This is a genomic window from Halorubrum aquaticum (assembly GCF_900113615.1).
In the GTDB taxonomy this organism is placed as follows: Archaea; Halobacteriota; Halobacteria; order Halobacteriales; family Haloferacaceae; genus Halorubrum; species Halorubrum aquaticum.
This window is the reverse complement of record NZ_FOPZ01000005.1, coordinates 88992-107377: the sequence shown is the minus strand read 5'-3', so window position 1 is coordinate 107377 and position 18386 is coordinate 88992. Positions and strand designations below refer to the sequence as shown.

The 18386-nt window shown below is 68.9% G+C and carries 18 protein-coding genes; 9 read left to right on the top strand and 9 right to left on the bottom strand.

The genetic code is table 11. From position 1 onward, the window contains the following. Window positions 1-145: 145 nt before the first annotated feature. The 3 genes from F3H10_RS06370 to F3H10_RS06360 are packed head-to-tail and all read left to right on the top strand — an operon-like array spanning window position 146 to window position 3650. On the top strand, window positions 146-1249 hold the full coding sequence (locus tag F3H10_RS06370) for a glycosyltransferase family 2 protein (protein ID WP_149783962.1): 1104 nt from the start codon (window positions 146-148) through the stop codon (window positions 1247-1249). After that, a complete protein-coding gene (wecB, locus tag F3H10_RS06365) occupies window positions 1246-2346 on the top strand; it encodes a non-hydrolyzing UDP-N-acetylglucosamine 2-epimerase (RefSeq protein ID WP_149783961.1) in 1101 nt (366 codons plus the stop codon). Before F3H10_RS06370 ends, wecB begins: the two co-directional genes overlap by 4 nt. Beyond that, complete coding sequence (locus tag F3H10_RS06360) at window positions 2343-3650, top strand: nucleotide sugar dehydrogenase (RefSeq protein WP_149783960.1); 1308 nt, start codon at window positions 2343-2345, stop codon at window positions 3648-3650. Before wecB ends, F3H10_RS06360 begins: the two co-directional genes overlap by 4 nt. A 99-nt stretch (window positions 3651-3749) precedes the next feature. Here F3H10_RS06360 and F3H10_RS06355 read toward each other — a convergent pair whose 3' ends face one another. After that, the gene (locus F3H10_RS06355) at window positions 3750-4694 is read right to left on the bottom strand and encodes an NAD-dependent epimerase/dehydratase family protein (RefSeq protein WP_149783959.1); all 945 of its coding nucleotides are present in this window, start codon (window positions 4692-4694) and stop codon (window positions 3750-3752) included. A 243-nt stretch (window positions 4695-4937) separates the two neighbouring features. Here F3H10_RS06355 and F3H10_RS06350 point away from each other — a divergent pair, with 243 nt between their 5' ends. Both F3H10_RS06350 and F3H10_RS06345 read left to right on the top strand, forming a co-directional pair. Continuing rightward, complete coding sequence (locus F3H10_RS06350; protein ID WP_149783958.1) at window positions 4938-5192, top strand: HalOD1 output domain-containing protein; 255 nt, start codon at window positions 4938-4940, stop codon at window positions 5190-5192. Between the two features lie 225 nt (window positions 5193-5417). Then, window positions 5418-6224 carry a YihY/virulence factor BrkB family protein gene (locus tag F3H10_RS06345; RefSeq protein WP_149783957.1) on the top strand — a complete coding sequence of 269 codons (807 nt, stop codon included), beginning with the start codon at window positions 5418-5420 and terminating at the stop codon, window positions 6222-6224. 12 nt (window positions 6225-6236) lie between these two features. Here the strand turns inward: F3H10_RS06345 and F3H10_RS06340 are convergent, their stop codons facing one another. The 3 genes from F3H10_RS06340 to F3H10_RS06330 form a co-directional block, all read right to left on the bottom strand. After that, window positions 6237-6416 carry a DUF7511 domain-containing protein gene (locus F3H10_RS06340; RefSeq protein WP_149783956.1) on the bottom strand — a complete coding sequence of 60 codons (180 nt, stop codon included), beginning with the start codon at window positions 6414-6416 and terminating at the stop codon, window positions 6237-6239. A 59-nt stretch (window positions 6417-6475) separates the two neighbouring features. Beyond that, window positions 6476-7252, bottom strand: a complete 777-nt coding sequence (gene aglF / locus F3H10_RS06335) for a UTP--glucose-1-phosphate uridylyltransferase AglF (RefSeq protein ID WP_149783955.1) — start codon at window positions 7250-7252, stop codon at window positions 6476-6478. A gap of 101 nt (window positions 7253-7353) precedes the next feature. Next, window positions 7354-8169: a TrmB family transcriptional regulator gene (locus F3H10_RS06330; protein WP_188127882.1), complete on the bottom strand. Its 816-nt coding sequence runs from the start codon at window positions 8167-8169 to the stop codon at window positions 7354-7356. Window positions 8170-8562: 393 nt separating this feature from the next. On the opposite strand from F3H10_RS06330, the gene F3H10_RS06325 reads away from it, so the two are divergent. The 4 genes from F3H10_RS06325 to F3H10_RS06310 all read left to right on the top strand — a co-directional run bounded on the left by F3H10_RS06325 (window position 8563) and on the right by F3H10_RS06310 (window position 11468). Continuing rightward, window positions 8563-9354 carry a TrmB family transcriptional regulator gene (locus F3H10_RS06325; RefSeq protein ID WP_149783954.1) on the top strand — a complete coding sequence of 264 codons (792 nt, stop codon included), beginning with the start codon at window positions 8563-8565 and terminating at the stop codon, window positions 9352-9354. Between the two features lie 137 nt (window positions 9355-9491). Beyond that, window positions 9492-9812, top strand: coding sequence for a HalOD1 output domain-containing protein (locus F3H10_RS06320; RefSeq protein ID WP_149783953.1), 321 nt, complete (start codon window positions 9492-9494; stop codon window positions 9810-9812). 378 nt (window positions 9813-10190) lie between these two features. Continuing rightward, window positions 10191-11108 (top strand): hypothetical protein, encoded by a 918-nt coding sequence (locus F3H10_RS06315; protein WP_223174229.1) that lies wholly within the window; start codon window positions 10191-10193, stop codon window positions 11106-11108. 114 nt (window positions 11109-11222) lie between these two features. After that, entirely contained in the window at window positions 11223-11468 is a 246-nt protein-coding gene (locus F3H10_RS06310; protein WP_149783952.1) for a PRC-barrel domain containing protein, read from the top strand. Between the two features lie 350 nt (window positions 11469-11818). On the opposite strand, the gene F3H10_RS06305 is transcribed toward F3H10_RS06310, so the two are convergent. The 5 genes from F3H10_RS06305 to F3H10_RS06285 all read right to left on the bottom strand — a co-directional run bounded on the left by F3H10_RS06305 (window position 11819) and on the right by F3H10_RS06285 (window position 18202). Then, on the bottom strand, window positions 11819-12751 hold the full coding sequence (locus F3H10_RS06305) for an NAD-dependent epimerase/dehydratase family protein (RefSeq protein ID WP_149783951.1): 933 nt from the start codon (window positions 12749-12751) through the stop codon (window positions 11819-11821). Between the two features lie 252 nt (window positions 12752-13003). Beyond that, window positions 13004-14815: a glutamine--fructose-6-phosphate transaminase (isomerizing) gene (gene glmS / locus F3H10_RS06300; protein WP_149783950.1), complete on the bottom strand. Its 1812-nt coding sequence runs from the start codon at window positions 14813-14815 to the stop codon at window positions 13004-13006. Further along, a complete protein-coding gene (locus F3H10_RS06295) occupies window positions 14815-15993 on the bottom strand; it encodes a sugar phosphate nucleotidyltransferase (RefSeq protein ID WP_149783949.1) in 1179 nt (392 codons plus the stop codon). The genes glmS and F3H10_RS06295 overlap by 1 nt, the downstream gene beginning before the upstream one ends. A 268-nt stretch (window positions 15994-16261) precedes the next feature. Continuing rightward, window positions 16262-16489 carry a HalOD1 output domain-containing protein gene (locus F3H10_RS06290; RefSeq protein WP_149783948.1) on the bottom strand — a complete coding sequence of 76 codons (228 nt, stop codon included), beginning with the start codon at window positions 16487-16489 and terminating at the stop codon, window positions 16262-16264. Window positions 16490-17023: 534 nt separating this feature from the next. Continuing rightward, entirely contained in the window at window positions 17024-18202 is a 1179-nt protein-coding gene (locus tag F3H10_RS06285; protein ID WP_149783947.1) for an alpha-D-ribose 1-methylphosphonate 5-triphosphate diphosphatase, read from the bottom strand. Between the last annotated feature and the right edge of the window lie 184 nt (window positions 18203-18386).

Here is an 18386-nt window from a genome sequence, read left to right as displayed (position 1 = left end):
TCCGCGTCGCGTCGGGGCTCGCACGCGGGGGCATCACTCAATCCATGACCGCATTCAACGTCAGAGCCGCCTTCGGACGCCGACGACAGTTCCGGACCCGACGGACCGGGCCGGCCACGATCCGCGACGGGGGGAGGACCTGACGATGTACGACGGACGGAGCGTCGGGGTCGTCGTTCCCGCGTACAACGAGGCGGGACACGTCGGCGAGGTGATCGAGACGATGCCCGAATACGTCGACCGGATATACGCGGTCGACGACGCGTCGACCGACGGGACGTGGACGGAGGTCCGCGAAGCCGCCCGGCGAGTCAACGGTCGCGTCGCCGAGTCGTCGTCCGACCACGGTCTCGGCGCGGCGCGCGTCGTCACGATCCAGCACGAGCGGAACCGCGGCGCGGGGGCGGCGGTCAAGACCGGCTACTCCCGCGCGCTCGAGGACGGAGTCGACGTCATCGCCGTGATGGACGGCGACGGACAGATGGACCCGACCCACCTCGAACGGATCGTCGACCCCGTCGCCGCGGGCGACGTGACCTACGCGAAGGGGAACCGGCTCAGCTCCCGACGGGACTACGAACGGATGTCGCGCTGGCGGCTGTTCGGGAACGTCGTCTTGACCCTCCTGACCCGCATCTCCAGCGGGTACTGGGAGGTCTCGGACCCACAGAACGGCTTCACCGCGATCTCGAACGGCGGACTCCAGCGGGTTCGGTTCGACCGGCTCTACGACGAGTACGGCTTCCTCAACCACCTCCTCTTCGCGCTTAACCTCGACCGCGAGGAGATCGCCGACATCGCTCATCCGTCCGTGTACGGGGACGAAACGAGCACCATCCGGTACTCGACGTTCGTGCCGCGGCTCTCGGCACTTCTGGCCCGAAACTTCGTCGAACGCATCGGACGGTCGTACGTCCTCCGGCGGTTCCATCCGTTGGTCGTCTGCTACGTGCTGGGAGCGACGGTCACGCTCACCGGGATCTTCGGGGGAGCCTACACCCTCGCATCGGCGGGGGTCGACGCGTTCCTCGGCGGCATGATGTCGGTTTCCGTCGGGGCCCTCGGCGGGCTGCTGTTGACCCTAGGGATGTGGTTCGACGTCTCGGAGAACGACGGCCTCGTCCGGTCCGTCCCCGAGCCTCCGGAGCCGGAGATGGGAGCCGACCGAGAGATCGGGAACGAGCGGGGGCTCCCCGTGTTTCAGGACGGCGGTGAGGTTACCCGGCCGACGGAGGGGGAGTCCGAATGACCGACGTGGCCTTCGTCCTCGGAACGCGACCCGAGATCATCAAGCTCGCTCCCGTCGTTCAGGCGTGCGAGCGGGCGGACCTCGAGTACGCCATCGTCCACACCGGACAACACTACTCCGACAGCCTCGATTCGGTGTTCTTCGACCAGCTCGACCTGCCGGACCCCGACTACGACCTGGCCGTCGGCTCCGGGTCCCACGGAAAACAGACCGCGGAGATGCTCGTCGGCGTCGAGCGCGCCGTCACCGAGACCGAACCCGCGGTCGTGTTGGTTCAGGGGGACACCAACAGCGTGCTCGCCGGCGCGCTCGCCGCCAGCAAGATGGACACCGAACTGGGCCACGTCGAGGCGGGTCTCCGGAGCTTCGATCGAGGGATGCCCGAGGAGACGAACCGGGTGCTCGCCGACCACGCCGCGGACTACCACTTCGCGCCGACCGACCGCAGCAAGGGCTACCTCCTCCGCGAGGGGATCTCGAAGTTCCGGATCACCGTCACGGGAAACACCGTGGTCGACGCGATAGAACGGAACCTCGACATCGCCCGCGAGAAGAGCACGGTCCTCGCGGACCTCGGCCTCGACGGCTCGCGATTCTTCCTGATGACGGCCCACAGGGCGGAGAACGTCGACGACGAGGAACGGTTCGAGGGCCTTCTCGCAGGCGCCCAGCGGGCCGGCGACGCCCACGACGTCGACGTGATCTATCCCATGCACCCTCGTTCCCGGAACCGTCTCGAGGAGTTCGGCATCGACCTCCCGCCGCGCGTCCGGGGCGTAGAGCCGCTTGAGTACCTCGACTTCCTCCAGGCGACGGCGTCCGCCGACCTGGTCCTGACCGACTCCGGCGGGGTCCAGGAGGAGGCGTGCATCCTCGGCGTCCCCTGCGTGACGATGCGGGACAACACCGAGCGCCCCGAGACGGTCGACGTGGGGGCGAACCGGCTCAGTTCCTGTGACCCGGCGCGGATCGAGCGGAGCGTCGCGGCGATGATCGGAGCCGGCGGCTGGGAGAACCCGTTCGGCGACGGCGACGCCGCCGACCGGATCCTGCGGGCGCTTCCGTTGGACCCCGAACCGGAGGAGGTGCCCCAATGAGCACCGTCTGCGTCCACGGGCTGGGCTACATCGGGCTGCCGACCGCCGCGATGCTCGCCAACTCCGGGCACGACGTCCGGGGGTACGACGTCGACGACGAGCTCGTCGCGTCCCTCCGAGACGGCGACGTCGGCCTCGACGAGCCGGGGCTCGCGGACTTCGTGGCGCGCGCGCTCGACGACGGCAGCCTGACGATCGTCGACGAGGTCCGGCCCGCCGAGTACCACCTCGTCTGCGTCCCGACGCCCTTCGACGCGGCCGAGCGTCGGGCGGACCTCGCGTACGTCCGAGCCGCGTCGAGGGCGATCCGCCCCGTCCTCCGCGAGGGGGACACGGTCGTCCTCGAGTCGACGGTCCCGCCCGGAGCGACCCGGTCGCAGATGCGGCCGATCCTGGAGGAGTCGGGGCTGAGCGCGGACGGGGACTTCGGCCTGGCCCACTGTCCGGAGACGGTCCTGCCCGGCAACATCATCGCGGAGCTCCGGGCGAACGACCGCATCGTGGGCGGGATGACCGACGCGGCCACGGCGTCGTCGGTGGCGCTGTACGAGTCGTTCGTCGACGGAGAGATACGCGTGACCGACGGGCCGACGACCGCCGAGTTCGTCAAGCTCATCCAGAACACGGCCCGGGACGTGAACGTCGGGCTGGCGAACGAGATCGCTCGGATCGCCCACGACTACGGGATCGACTCCCGCGAGGCGATCGAGATGGCGAACGGCCACCCGCGGGTGGACATCCTCCGGCCCGGACCGGGCGTCGGCGGCCATTGCCTCCCGATCGACCCGTGGTTCCTCGGCGAGGGCTCCGACGCCCTCGACCTGATCTCGACCGCGCGCCGGGTGAACGACGGGATGGTCGGGTTCGTCGTCGAACTCCTCCGCGAGCTGGTGTCCGAACTCCACGGGAAACGGATCGCCGTCCTCGGCGCGGCCTACAAGGGGAACGTCGACGACACCAGGATGAGCCCGGGGCTCGCGCTCGCGCGGGAGCTCCAGCACGGTCCGGAGGCGACGGCGCCGGCCACCGACGGCGGCGTCTCCGAGGCGAAGAACGTCTCCCGGGCGACGAGCGTTGCCGTCCACGACCCGCACGTCGCGGACGCGACGCTCGACCTGCGGGACCTCGGCGACGCGACGCGGGACGCCGACGCGATCGCCGTCGTCACCGACCACGACGAGTTCGCCGACCTCGACCCCGTCGAACTGGCGGGACGGATGGCGGAGCCGAACGTCGTGGACGCGACCGGGATCCTCGAGTTGGACCGGTGGCGGGACGCCGGCTTCTCCGTCCGGCGGGTCTGAGTCGGCTCCGGCGTCCGTCCCTCGAAACCCGTCCGCTCTCCGTCCTCTCGCGTCGTTCGACCGGGTCGTACGGCGATCGGCCGGGGGGCTCGGAAAACGCTACGAGGACGGCGACGATCGCTCGGACGACAGGTACGGCTCACACACCCTGTCGATCCCCGACTCGAAGTCGACGGCGGGCTCCCACTCGGTCGCCTCCCGAAGCTTGGAGGCGTCCGCACAGGTGTCCGAGACGTACACGTGCTCCGGGATCGGGTTCTCGACGTACTCCGGGTCGACGTCGGCGTCGAGCGCGCGGTTCAGGAGGTCGACGACCGTGTTGAACGAGTGGGCCTCCCCGGTCCCCACGTTGTAGACGCCGTCCAGTTCGTGTTCGGCCGCGGCGATCATCGCGGCGACGACGTCGTCGACGTGCGTGAAGTCCCGCGTCTGGGCGCCGTCGCCGTACAGCTTCGGAGGGCGTCCGTGGGCCACGTCGTCGGCGAACTGCGCGATCACGTTGGCGTACTCGCCCTTGTGTTCCTCCGCACCGCCGTACCCCTGGTACACCGAGAAGAACCGCATGCCCGCCATCGAGAGCCCGTAGTGGTTCGAGAAGTACTCCGCGTAGCGTTCCCGCGAGAGCTTGGAGGCCTCGTACCCCGTGTTCACCGTGACCGGCATGTCCTCCGGACACGGCTCCGTCCGGCTGCCGTAGATCGAGGACGTCGACGCGTAGACGACGGTGTCACAGCCCTGCTCGCGCGCCTGTTCGACGGTGTTCACGAACCCGTCGACGTTGATCCGCGCGCCCGCAGTCGGGTCCTCCTCGTGCATCGCGTAGGAGGAGCGCGCCGCGAGGTGGAACACCACGTCGACGTCGGTCGGGAGGTCCGCCTCCAGGACGTCGCGCCGGAGACAGCGAACGCCGGGACCGACGTTCTCCTCGGTGCCGAGATACCCGTTGTCGACCACCGTCACCTCGTTGTCCGCCGCGAGCCGATTCGCCAGGTTCGAGCCGATGAACCCGGTCCCGCCCGTCACTAACACGCGTTTGTTCCGCATGGATCGTCGTTCACCGGACGCGCACTATGGTATACGGCGGTTAACTGGGACAGCACGTCTCGGGGTGTGGAGCGTCCGACGGCGGATCACCGACCGGCCGGGCGGAGCGGCATCGACGGACTCCCTCGGAGGACCGAGAGAGATTCGTCACACCTTTTTTTCTCGATACCCTTCCGCTAGTATCGTGGGACGATACGCGAGACGAGTCATCTTCACTTCGAGCCGGATCGAGTGGTCGCCGACATGAGCGAGGACCACGTCGTCAGCAGGCGATACGACTGGGACGAGGTCGCTCCCGTGGTGGGCGTCGTCGAGGCGCTGAGCGACGCCGACGACGTCGAGCCGGCCGCGGTTCCGACGCTGGCCGAGACGGTCGACCCGGAGTCGCTCAACGACCTCTGTACGAGCGCGTCGACGCCGGTCACGGTCTCGTTCGTCCACGCGGGATACGACGTGACCGTTCAAAGCGACGGGTTCGTCGCCGTCGACGCCGCGTGACGGCGGCGATCCTCGAGACGGACGAGTCGAGTTACAGAACTCCCCGTCGGCGCACGAGTGTCCGGGCTATCGGTTCCGGAAGGAACCGACGTGGGTCGACGGGCACGCGTGATCCGCCCCCGACCGGTTTCGTTATGACTCCGATACCCCGCGGTCCGGAGGCCGTCGACGCGTCCGTTCGGCTACGCCCCGCCTAACGATACCCGTCGCACGCCTCCGACGACCGTGCGACGCCACGCGACTCACGTCATCGAGACCGTTCGGTCGATCGTCGCGCTCGGACGGGAGCGCGAGCTGTCGTTTCTGGCCGGGAGCATCGCCTTCTTCGCGTTCTTCTCCGTCGTTCCCGCCCTCGTCCTCGCGGTCGCGGTCGGGTCCGCGGTCGGGGGCGAACGGTTCGCCGCGGGCGTGCTCGCGCTGTTCGAGTCCTACCTCTCCGAGGAGGGGGCGACGGTCGTCAGCTCGGCGCTCACCGACCGGACCGGGATCGCGGGCGCCACGGCGGTCGGGACCCTCGCGTTCGTCTGGAGCGCGCTCAAGGTGTTTCGGGCGATCGACCTCGCGTTCGACCGGATATACGGCTCGGGCGCGGTGACGCCGCTGGGGAGACAGATCCTCAACGCGACGGCGGTGATGGCGACCATCGGGGTCGGGAGCGTCCTGCTCGTGGCCGCACAGCTGGTCCTCGGTCTCCCGGCCGTCGAACCGTTCGTCCCGTCGAGGGCGGTCGGCGTCGCGGTGCTTTTCGGCGGGCTTCTGGTCGCGTTGTTGCCGGTCTACTACGTCTTACCGCCCCGGCGCGTGTCGCTTCGGGAGGTGCTTCCCGGCACCGTCACCGCCGTCGTCGGGCTGGTCGTTCTGGAGTTCCTGTTTCACCTGTACGCGACGGTCGCCGGCCAGTACCGGGCGTACGGCTTCCTCGGGATCGTGTTGCTGTTCCTCCTGTGGCTCTACTTCGGCGCGCTCGCGGTGCTGTTCGGCGCGGTCGTCAACGTCGTCACCGACGGGTCGAGTGCCGATCGCGCCCCGTGAGCCCCCGGGAGGTCAGCGACAGGACGTGAGCGCGAAGTAGTCCCCGGACTCGGCGGAGATCCACTCCGTCAGCCGGCTGTCCTCGTCGAGGTCCGCCGGATGGAGGGTACACTCGTCGGCGTGGTCGTCGTACCGAACGATCGTCGCCCGGATCGGCGGTTCGTGGTGGTCGGGTTCCCCGGTCGTCGTCATCTGTATCCGTGGGTGCGAGTCGGGTGGGCATCGTAATGCCATTCGTAACCGGAGTCGCCTCAGCCGTCGACCGGCTCCTCGGCATCGTCGACCGCGTCGTCCGCGTCGGACCCGTCGACCGTGACCCGCTCGGCGAGCCGCTCGCCGGCCTCCTCGCGGTCCTTCGGGTAGCCCACGTCGATCCGCCAGCCGTCGAGCCGGACGGCGTCGATGGTGCGGCCGGACTGGATGAGCAGATCGATGGCGTCGGGGAGCTCGTACTCGCCGCGGTCGGAGGGCTGGACGAGGTGACACGCGTGGAAGATCGCGGGCGTGAACGTGTAGAAGCCCGTCATCACGAGGTTGCTCGGCGGGTCGTCGGGCTTCTCGACGACCTCGACGACCTCGCCGTACTCGTTGGTGTCCAACACGCCGTACCGGGACGCCTCCTGCCGGGGGACCTCCTCGACGAGGAACGCGGCGTCGGCGCGGTCCTCCCGCTGGCGGTCGACCACGTCCACGAGGTTCCCGCGGAAGACGTTGTCGCCGAGCATCAGCATGAAGTCGCCGTCGACGTGCGGTTCCGCCTGGAGGATGGCGTGTGCGAGTCCGAGCTGCTCGCGCTGGTGTGCGTAGGTGATCGGCACGTCGCGGTACGCGTCGCCGTAGCGGTCGATGACCTGTTCGGCCTTGTAGCCGACGACGACGACGAGTTCGGTGGCGCCGGCGTCGATCAGGTTGTCGAAGACGTCCTCGATCAGCGGCGTGCCGTCGACCTCGACGAGCACCTTCGGCTTGTCGTCCGTGAGCGGTCGGAGTCTGGTCCCCTTGCCTGCCGCCAGCACGACTGCTTGCATGCGTCCCCGATCGGATCGTCGGGGGAAGGGTATACGCCGCCTAACGCGCGCCGGACCGATCGCGATCCCGCGATCGGGAGCCGGCGCTCACGGGTCCGCCGTCACGGGTCCACGTTCGAGAGGAGCCCGGTGGACATCAGCCGGCGGACGATCGCGACGAGCCCGTTGTCGAACCCGCGCCCGAACACCGCCTGTTCGTGGTCGTGGCCGTCCCCCACGGCCTCGTGGAAGGAGCTCACGAGGATCGTGTTGCGGTCGACGAGGAGGAGCCGGCCGATCACCGTCTCGTCGCCGGTCTCGACGGAACTGCTCAGCCACTCCAATCCGGAGACGAACACCTTCGCGTCCGGGAGATCGCGTTCGACGCGCTCCCGTAGCGACTCCTCCGTGATCCCGATCACGACGCTGACTCCGCGGTCCTCGGCGGCACGCAGGCGTTCCCGTAGCTCCGGCGTGTACGCCGACTCGTCGCCGATCACGAGGATGACCTCGCGGTCCGACTCGTCGACCAGCTGTTGGGTCCGGCTGGTTATCCCCGAGGCCCCGGACAGCGCCCACACCTCGTGGGTGACCTCCGTCTCCTCGGTCGGGATCGCGGGCTCGACCTCCCGGAGCGTCGTCCGGAGCGAATCGGCGCGCTCCTCGTACTCGCGTCTGAGCGTCTCGGCCGCCTCGTCGATGGAGACGGCGCGAAACCGCTGGGGGCTCGCGTGCTGGATCTCGACCAATCCCTTCGTTTCCAGAACTCGGACGGCGTCGTAGACGCGCGTGCGGGGGACCTCGGAGATCTCGCTGATCTCCTTCGCGGTCCCCTGCGGGAGCCGAGTGAGCGCGACGAACGCCTTGGCCTCGTACTCCTTGAGCCCGAGCTCCTGAAGCAATTCGATCGCCCGTTCGTGATTCGATAGATCGTTCATGGGTCCCAACCATTCCGCTACTGACAATTCGGTAGCTACTGCGGGTTTGAGCCCCCACGTGAAAATCACTTCCCCTTCTTCCCCCCTCACCCGTCGACATCGAGCCGCGAGCGGGGAGAACCTCAGACCGCCGTTCGCCTCGAATCAGGCTCCGATTCGGGTATTTGGGGGGGGGGGAACGAGGACCGGTTCCCGATCGACATCGAGGATCGGCTCGGCGAGGTCGTGGAGCCGTCGATCCGACAGCCGTTCACTCGGATAATCACAATAAGAATATATCCCGGGAGCACGGAGTGATCGATGGCACGCGGGGACGGACCGGGTCCCAACCACTCTGTACCCGCGTGCCCGACTACCCTCGGGTAGTTCTCGATCGAGACGACGCCTCCTCAAATGACCCGTAACGACTCGGACGATCCGCGGTCGACCGCCGTCGACCAGCTCGAAGCGTTCGGTCTGAGTACCTACGCGGCCAGAACGTTCGTCGCGCTGGCGAGTCTCGGCGAGGGGACGGCCAAGGACGTGAGCGCGCTGGCCGAGGTCCCCCGCACGCGCGTCTACGACGCCACCGCCGAACTCCGGGAGTACGGCCTCGTCGACGTCCAGCAGTCCACGCCGAAGCGGTTCACCGCGGTGTCGGCGGAGACGACCGGTCGGCGGTTCCGCCGGGAGTACACGCGACGGGCGGACCTGCTGACGAACGCGCTCGACGAGATCGAACCCGCGTCGCCGAACGCGGAACAGCGCGGCGTCTGGACGGTCACGGGGCGGGAGATGGTGTCGGACCGGGTCGTCGAGTTCGTCGGCGGCGCGAGCGAGGAGGTCGTGCTCGTGACGCTCGAAACGCTCCTGACCGACGACGTCCTCGCGGCCGTCCGGGCCGCCATCGACCGGGGCGTCACGGTCCGGGTGTCCGGAATGGACTTCTCGGCGACCGAGGGGGACATCGATCGGCTACCTGACGGGTGCGGATTCGAGTCCTCCCGGGCGTGGAGCGGGGTCCCCGCCGGGCGGCTCCTGATGGTCGACCGGCGTCGGACGCTCGCGAGCGTGCTGGTGGACGGCGACGGAGAGCACCCGCCGGACGCGCGCGACGAGACGGCGATCTGGGGTGCCGGCGAGAACAACAGCCTCGTGGTCGTGCTGAAAGCGATGTTCGCGTGGCTCAACGGCGGCCGCGAGTGAGAGCCACAGTCCGTCACCCGGATCCTCACAAACGTTCTTCCCCGTCGACGATGTAGTGTGACTACAGTGACTGATCACGCCACGACCGGCAACGAGCCGAACGGAGCGTCCGACCGGCCTCAGCACTCGGATAGAGCATGACATTCGATGACACGAACCTGACGGAAGACGCGGGGGCCGGAGAGTCGTCGGAGACCGTTGGGGCCGCCTGGGACGGCTCCGATCTCCCGAGTACGGCCGTCGTCGAGGCGGTCGCGAGCGCGAACGGACGGGAGCCGTTGGAGATGCCTCCCCTGTACGACACCCTCGACGCCGAGGCGCTGGACGGGCTCCTGACCGCCGACCGGGACGGGGCACACGGCAACGTCGGGGTCTCGTTCACGTACGACGGGGCGTACGTCTGGGTCGACAGCGGCGGCACGATAGAGGTCGACCCGGACCCGGCGCGTTCCGAATGATATCGTGGTGAGTCGCCGTTCCCGGATGACGGCCGTGATCCGACCGTAGACGACGTATCCGAACGCCACGAGACGGACCACGACGCGGGCTCGAAGCGGGATACACCTCCATTAACGGCGTCCTAACGGCACCACAGGTACGACCGATCCGCCCGCGAAACGACGGCTCGAGGCCGGTATCGTCGTTCTCCCGTTCGGTTGACGATCCGAACAGTCATCGGATGATGAAAATATAAGCAACGATACACTTATGCCGGTTAGCGGGTGATTACCACCCGCGATGGCACACAAGCTGGCACACGACGGCGGTAGCGACCGGTCCACGGCGACGGGGAAGGAAGTCGGACCGAGTACGGCGGCGGCAACGACGGGAGAAACGTGTTCGTGATCAGCGTCGACCCCGGCGACGACGGCCTCGACGGCTTCATGCTGGGGCACCTGACGCACGACGACGGACTCGGAAGCGTCGAGGGCGACCCGAACGACACGGGCGCGGCCCAGGGGCGAAACCCCGACGCCGGCGCCGAGGGGAACGTCGATATCGACTCCGATCCCCGCGTAACCGGCGAGTACGTGCGTCAGGTGTCGAGTGCCGCCGGAACGCTGACGCTCGTCGGCGTCGTCCACGACCATCCGGCGAGTACGTACCGCGTTCGACGGGTGATCACGGGACTCGATCCGGACGTGCTCGCGCTGGAACTGCCGCCGGTGTCGATCCCCCTGTTCGAGCAGTACGCGAACGCCGATCGATCCCCGCCCGTCTTCGGCGGCGAAATGAGTGCGGCGATCCAGGCCGCCGCCACGGCCACTACCGTCGGCATCGACCGACCGACCGTCGGCTTCTTCCGACGACTGGGACGGGTCCTGCTTCGGGAACGACCGCCGCTACGGACGGTTCGGAACGTGGTCTCGGACGCCGTCGAGACGACGAAACACGCGATCACCTGCCGTGCCGCGGCGGCCGTCGGCGCACGCACCTCGGTCCGACTGGAGGTCGACTCGCCGATCGCGTACGACGTCGGGCCGGCCGACGCAGCCGACGACCAAGCACGCGACGAGCGCACGCAGGTTCGTCGGTCCCGCTCGTTCATGAACGCGTTTCGGACCGCGAGTCGCTCGCAGGCCTCCCGGCTCGAAGACGCGGCCAGGGAGGAGGAGATGGCCGCTCGGCTCGTCCGGCTCCGCGAGGAGGGCGACACCGTCGCCGTGGTCGGTATCGACCATCTCGACTCGATAGTCGAACGGCTGAGTCCGGTCGATGACGCGACCTCGCCCGACGGCGTCCGCGACCGTTAGCCCCGTCCGACCGACGGTTGCGGCATGGAACCGGAGCCAGCATTCACATACCCCGGGAGACGGTTAACTATCGTCCGTATAACGATATACACGCGAGGGAGTCATCGAGATGCCATGGAACGAGACCACGTAACCGATGACGACGAAGGCAAGGCGGTAGTCGACTCCCTCGGGCAGAAGATCGGGATGATCTCGGAGGTCAAATCCGGTACCGCGTACGTGAACGCGGACCCGGGGATCACCGATACCATCCGCTCGAAACTCGGGTGGGCCGACGCCGACCAGGACGACTATCCCCTCGAGAAGAACCGCATCCACACGGTGACCGACGACGAGGTTCGACTCAAGGACGACTTCTAGGTGGACGACCGCTAGGTGGACGATCTCTAGGTGCGGTCCACCCACGAGAGCACGGATTATTTCTCATAAATGAGAGGGTCGACCGGCGTTGAACGGTCGTCCGTAGTACGTAGTTCGACCGACCGGTGTGTGGGTCGGTCCGTATCGATTCACCCGGTCGCGTGTCGTTCGGCGGGCCGCCCTCGGCCGATCCGTTGATCGGTCGAGGGCGGCCGGCCGTCGGTGGATCGAGGCGAGGTGTGGATCGAGGGATGGATCGAGGCGAGGTGTGGATTCGTGGTCGGGGCGATCGCCCGCCCCGATCGGACGCGGCGTGTCACCGTTCCGGCGTACCGCTCTCGAGGGGATCGCTACGGACTCGATGAGCCGTCCGGAAACCCGGCCTCCTCGTTCCGGGCGAGCGTGTCGAGTCCCGCCGCGAGGTCGACGGTCGGCTCGTAGCCGAGTCGCTCTCGCGCACGAGAGACGTCCGCCCGGCTGTGCCGGACGTCGCCCTCGCGGGCGTCGGTGTGGACGATCTCCGAGTCGCTCCCGACGGCCTCCCGCACGCGCTCGGCGAGTTCGGTGATCGTCACCGACTCGCCCGTGCCGACGTTGTACCCCGTCCCCACGGCGTCGGTCTCGGCCGCGAGGCGGTTCGCCCGGACGACGTCGTCGACGTGGACGAAGTCGCGGGTCTGTTCGCCGTCCCCGTGGACGGTCAGGGGGTCGCCGCGTCGCGCCTGTTCGAGGAACGCGTCGATGACGCCGGCGTAGTCGCCGCCGGTCTGGCCGGGGCCGTACACGTTGAAGTACCGGAGCGCGACCGTCTCGACGCCGTATAGCTCGTGATACAGCCGGGCGTAGTGGTCGGACGCGAGCTTCTGGAGCCCGTACGGCGAGGTGGGGTCGAGCGTCGCCGTCTCCGGGACGGGGACGCGGTCGGGGTCGCCGTAGATCGCGGCGCTCGACGCCAGAACGACGCGCGCGTCGTGGGCCCGGGCGGCCTCGAGCACGCGCAGCGTGCCGGTCGCGTTGACGGAGTGGCTCTCCAGGGGACGGGCCACCGAGTCGGCGACGCTCACGAGGGCGGCCTGGTGAAACACCACGTCGACCCCGGCGACCGCCTCGTCGAGGACCTCCCGGTCCCGGACGTCGCCCTCGATGGCCCGAACGTCGTCCGGCACGTCGGTCCCCGTGTCCACGTCGAGCACGCCCACCTCGGCGTCGCCGCGGAGCGAGTCGACGAGCGCGCCGCCGATAAATCCGCCGCCTCCCGTAACGAGCACACGCTGTGCGTCCATGACGGCTCCCGGTTGACCCGACGCTCGGTTTAGTAGGCGGTGCCTTTCGGGGGAGATCGGGAGTTCGACGGAGTCCGCGTCGGGCTCGTCGGCCGCGGCGAGCGGCGTGGCGGCCGCTCGGCGTTCGAAAAGGGACACGGACGCTGCAAAACGCAGGTGCTGGCACACAAACTGGTTTGCGGTTTTGCGACCGGTGTCCCGGAACCACCTTCGCCGGCTAGCGGTATTAACCTACTGGAAGCCGGGATCGACTCACTCGACGGTGACGCTCTTCGCGAGGTTCCGGGGCTTGTCGATCGGCCGGGAGAGCTCGTTCGCGGCGAGATACGAGACGAGCTGGAGTTGGACGTTCGCGAGGACGCCCGCCACGTCGGGGTGCGTGTCCGGGATCCCGAGGACGTGGTCGGCGTACTCCTCGATCCGGGCGGTTCCCTCGGTGGCCACCGCGACCACGGGCGCGCCGCGGGCGCGTATCTCCTTGACGTTGTGTAGCGTCTTGGTGTCGTCCCGTCCGGTGAACACGGCGAACACCGGCGTGTTTCCGGTGACGAGCGCCAACGGACCGTGTTTGAGCTCCGCCGCCGAGAACCCCTCGGCGTGGTCGTAGGTGATCTCCTTGAACTTCAGCGCGCCCTCCATCGACACCGGATGCCCGACTCCCCGGCCGATGAAGAAGTACGAGTCGCTGTCGGCGTACTCGGCGGCGACGGCCTCCGCCGTCGACTCGTCGAGGACGCGCTGGACGTCGTCCGGCAGCACCGAGAGCGCCTCGAGGAGCTCCGCGGTCGCCCGCGGGGTCCCGCCGACGACGTCGTGGCTCAGCCGCTCGCTCAACAGGATCAGCGTCGCGACCTGCGAGGAGAACGACTTGGTCGCCGCCACGCCGATCTCCGGGCCGGCACGGATGTACACCGTGTCCTCGCACTCGCGGGTGATCGTCGATCCGACGACGTTCGTCACCGCCAGCGTGCGCGCGCCAGTCCCCTGAATGCTCCGGACCGCCGAGAGCGTGTCGGCGGTCTCCCCGCTCTGAGTGACCGCGATCACGAGCGTTCGGTCGTCCGTCGGCGGCGGGTTCGACCCGTACTCGCCCGACAGGAACGCCTGCGCGGGGATCCCCCGGTCGGCGAGAAGCGCCTGCGTGTACAGCGCCGCGTGGTACGAGGTGCCCATCGCGACGAGGTGGACCGACTCGATCCCCTCGAAGGTCCCGTCCGGGAGCTCCTCCAGGTCGGCGCGCCCCTCGAGCGGGTCGCTCCGTCCCCGGATCGACTGTCGGAGCGCGGTCGGCTGCTCGTAGATCTCCTTGAGCATGTAGTGGTCGTAGCCGCCCTTCCCCGCGTCGTCGGGGTCCCAGTCGACCGTCTCCACCGAGCGCTCGACGGCGACGCCCTCGGTGTCGGTGACCTCGTAGCCGTCCCGGTCCATGACGACGACGTCGCCGTCCTGGAGGTAGACGACCTCGTCCGTGTACTCCAGAAAGGCCGGAACGTCGCTCGCGAGGTAACAGCCGTCGTCGGACCGGCCGAGCACCAGCGGGGAGCCGGATCGGGTCCCGTACACGGCGTCGCTTCCCTCGAAGACCGCGGCGATCGCGTAGCTCCCGGAGAGCCCGTCGACCGCCCGACGGAACGCCTGCTCCGGCGAGTAGCCGGCCGAGAGGAGCTCCTCGATCAGGTGCGGCACGACCTCGGTGTCCGTGTCGCTCGTGAACTCGTGGCTCGAGAGCTCGTCCTTCAACTCGGAGTAGTTGTCGATGATCCCGTTGTGGACGACCGCGACCCGCTCCGAACAGTCGGTGTGCGGGTGGGCGTTCGCGTCCGTCGGCGGTCCGTGGGTCGACCACCGAGTGTGACCGATCCCGGTCGCGCCGCGGATCGAGGTCGCCTCGACCGCCTCACACAGCGCGTCGATCTCGCCGGAGCGCTTGATCACGTCGAGCCCGTCCGGGGTGACGGTGGCGATCCCGGCGGAGTCGTAGCCGCGGTACTCGAGGTTTCGGAGCCCCGAGAGGAGCTCCTCGACCGCGTCGCCCGTCCCGACGCGGGCGGTGATGCCGCACATCAGCCCATCACCTCCGCGCCCTCGGGAACGTCGTGTCTGAGCGCGACGCCGGACCCGACCGTCGCGCGCGGTCCGACCCGACAGCCGGGCGTGATCGTGACGTTCGCACCCACCGTCGCGCGGTCCGCGACGATGCCGCCGAGCCGGCGGTCGGTGTACTCGACGCCGTCCAGAACGAGCGTCGCCGAGCGGCCGGGCGAGACCGTCCCGTCCCCGATCGTCGCACCGCCGCCGACGATCGTGTCCCGCAGGACCGAGCCCGTGCCGATCCGGGCGTCCGGACCGACGATGGACCCCTCCAGAACGGCGTTCTCCCCGACGGTCGTGCTCGCGTGGAGGCACGTCCCGCTCCGGACGACCGCGCCGGCCGAGACCTTACAGTCGGGGCCGACGAGGACGTGGTCGCCGATCACCGCCGACTCGTGGACCCGCGCGGAGTCGTCCACGGGCCGGTCCGCGGCGACGAGGTCCGGATGGGAGTACAGAAGCGTCTCGTTGGTCTCGAGTAGGTCCCACGGGTACGAGGAATCGAACCAGACGCCGTTCGGCGTGGCCGCGACCACGGGGCCCTCCAGCTCGGCGATCGCCCCGGTGAGCGGTCGCTCGCCGTTCTCGAACTCGGTCCGGTCCAGCGCCCCGAATATCGACTCGTCGAACGCGTACACCCCGGTGTTGACCCGGCCGGACTCGCCGTGATCGCCCTCGTCGACTCGGTCCACGAGGCCGTCGCGGACGCCGACGGTGCCGTACTCCGTCGAGTCGCTCGCCGAGGCCACGGCGAGGGCGGCGGTCGCGTTCGACTCCGTGTATCGCGTCGCGGTTCCGCGCACCATCGCCTCGTCGATGACGTTGTCGCCGTTCACGACGAGGAAGTCGTCGCCCACGTGACCCGCGGCGACCTGGAGCGCGTGGCCGCTCCCCAGTTGGCTCTGTTGGGTCAGATACGTGAGGTCGAGGTCGCGGTAGTCGTCGCCGAAGTGGTTCTGGATCCGCGTCTTCGCGTGGCCGACGACCATCGCGACCTCCTCGACGCCGAACGCCGCGAGGGCGTCGAGCGGGTACTCCAGTATCGGCCGTCCCGCGACGCGGAGCATCGGCTTCGGTTGATACCGGGTCAGCGGCCGGATGCGACTCCCCTCGCCCGCCGCGAGGACGACCGCCTGCTCGAACGAGCTCATGGGCGCGATGCGATCCCCCGGATCGTCCGCGAGCGATCGGCGTCCACGGTACGAACGGATACCCGGTTACGGTGACGGGCTCCGGCATAAGGTCGAACCATGCCCTGCCTGTGACGCCGGCGGCCATTGTAATGCGGAACCTTTCGGTCGACGTACCCCGGATCGGGTCCACGCCGGACCCGGACGGATCCGTTAGGACCGCCCTACCGATCGGATGCGGGGCGACGGGAGAAGTGCGGGAAGACGGCCGCTCGAACCGCGTGCGTCGTCACCGGGCGTCCAGCGTGACCGCGTCGTCGGTGACCGTGACGACGTAGCCACAGTAGTCGAACGAGAGGCTGACGCCGGACCGCCCGACGCGGTCGTCGTCGAACAGGTCGTCGAACGCCTCGGGGTCGATCACGTCGCTCAACAGGGGGAGATCGCCCGGGGACGCGTCCTCGGCCTCGGCGACGGCTCGAACGACCGCGACGGTCGCGGAGGTCTCGGTCTCCACCGGAACCCGGGCAACCCGAGACTCGACGTTCCCGGCCGGCGTGTGTCGACGTTCCGCGTCGGAAGAAGTCATGAGATGGATGTCTTGTAGAGGATAGTGGTTCAGTTTTATAAATAGTGTCGATCCGCCCGCGGGTCGGACCGGCCATCCCCGAGGCTCGTTCCTCGAACCGTCGCGTTCCGGACGGAGCGACGCACGGGACCGACGACCGGAGGTCGGATCGGTCGAGAGCGGGTCGGCCGACGAGGCGTCGGAGCGGCCGCTCGCCGTTCGTTACCTGATAAGTACTACTTAGCGGGTTTAGCAGTCATATACTAAAGTCCTCCCCGGTACGATGGGAGGTCGTACCGCAGTCGGACGTGAACGTCCCTGACCCCGGACGACCCGCCTCCGCTGTGGTACCGGTCCTCGCCCTTCGACGGTACGGTTCAGTTCAGTTCCCTCGAGCACCCGCGCCGGAGAAGCCGACCGGTCGTCGCGATACCGGCGGGCGCGAGCTCGGACGGGACCCGCAGGGCCGCGAGCCGGTCGGGCTCACGAACCGGCGGGCGGCGTTCGGCGCTCGGTCGTCGCGGTGTGGCCGGTCCGGACGGCTTCCCTGCCGGCGACGAACACGCGTTCGACGGTCGGCGTCCCGTCCGGGTCGACCACGATCAGGTCCGCGCGCGCGCCGACCTCGATCCGCCCCCTGTCGTCGAGCCCGGCAGCCGCCGCTGGGTTACGGGTGACGCGGTTAACGCGCGTCGAGAGCGGTTCGTCGGTGTCGACGAACGGAGCCGCGAGCAACGACGGCGGGTGGTAGTCGGCACACAGCACGTCGACGAGCCCGTCGTCGACCGCCTCGCGCGCGCTGAGGTTGTCCCAGAGGCTCCCGCCGCGGACCAGGTTCGGGGCTCCCATCACGGTGACGAGGTCGAGGTCGCTCGCGCGCCGTGCGGCCTCGCGGGTGAGCGGGTACTCGCTGATGTCGGTGCCGTGGTTCGCCATCCGCTCCACGTCGCGCGCGGACTCGTCGTCGTGGGACGCCAGCGGCACGCCGGCGCGACGCGCGAGCTCGGCGATCCGGCGGATGCGGTCGTCGCGGTCCGCCCGGTCCAGCGACTGCCGCGTCTTTACGACGGCGTCGACGGTCTCCGCCGGCCAGTTTCGGTCCTCGACGTAGTGGCGCTCGAACTCCTCGTCGTCGTACTGGCCGTCGCCGGGGGCGTGGTGCATCACCGAGAGGAGGTCGATGCCGAATCGCTCGATGACGCCCTCGACGGCGTCGGCGCTCTCGTCCGCCAGCTCGCACCTGGCGTGTAGCCGGTTGTCGCCGAGGGTGTACTCCTCGCGCCCGATCTCGGCGGCGACCGTCTCGGCGGTCCGGAGGGTTCGACCGTCGTCCGGCGACTCCTCGAACGCGACCGCGTGGAACTTGGTCGTGACGCCGTTGAGCAGGTTCGCGCGGTCGGCGGCCGTGAGGGCGGTTCGGGTGTCGACGCCGGCGTTCGACCGCGGGGAGCGGTGATGCTCGATGTCGTCGCCGTGGAGGTCGACGATCCCGGGCATCACGACGCGGCCGTCGGCGTCGACGGTCGTCGACCTCGAGGAGTCGTTCACGCTCACCCGGTCGATCCGGACGATCCGATCGCCGGCGATCACGACGCGTCCGCCGTCGACGACTCCCGAGGGCGTGACGACCCGAGCGTTTCCGATCTCCGCGATGCCGGTCATGGCTCGGTCACCTCCCTCGTCCCGCCCGTCGGGCGCGTCCCGATCGTCGGAACCCCCGTCGCGTTCGCATCGGTTGAAGGGCACTCCATGACGCTACCGTAATCCGAGTCAAACCTTTGTTAAGCGGTGACAACCGGCTCCCCTCGATGCGGAACGGCCGGGTAGGCACGACCTATCGTCGCGA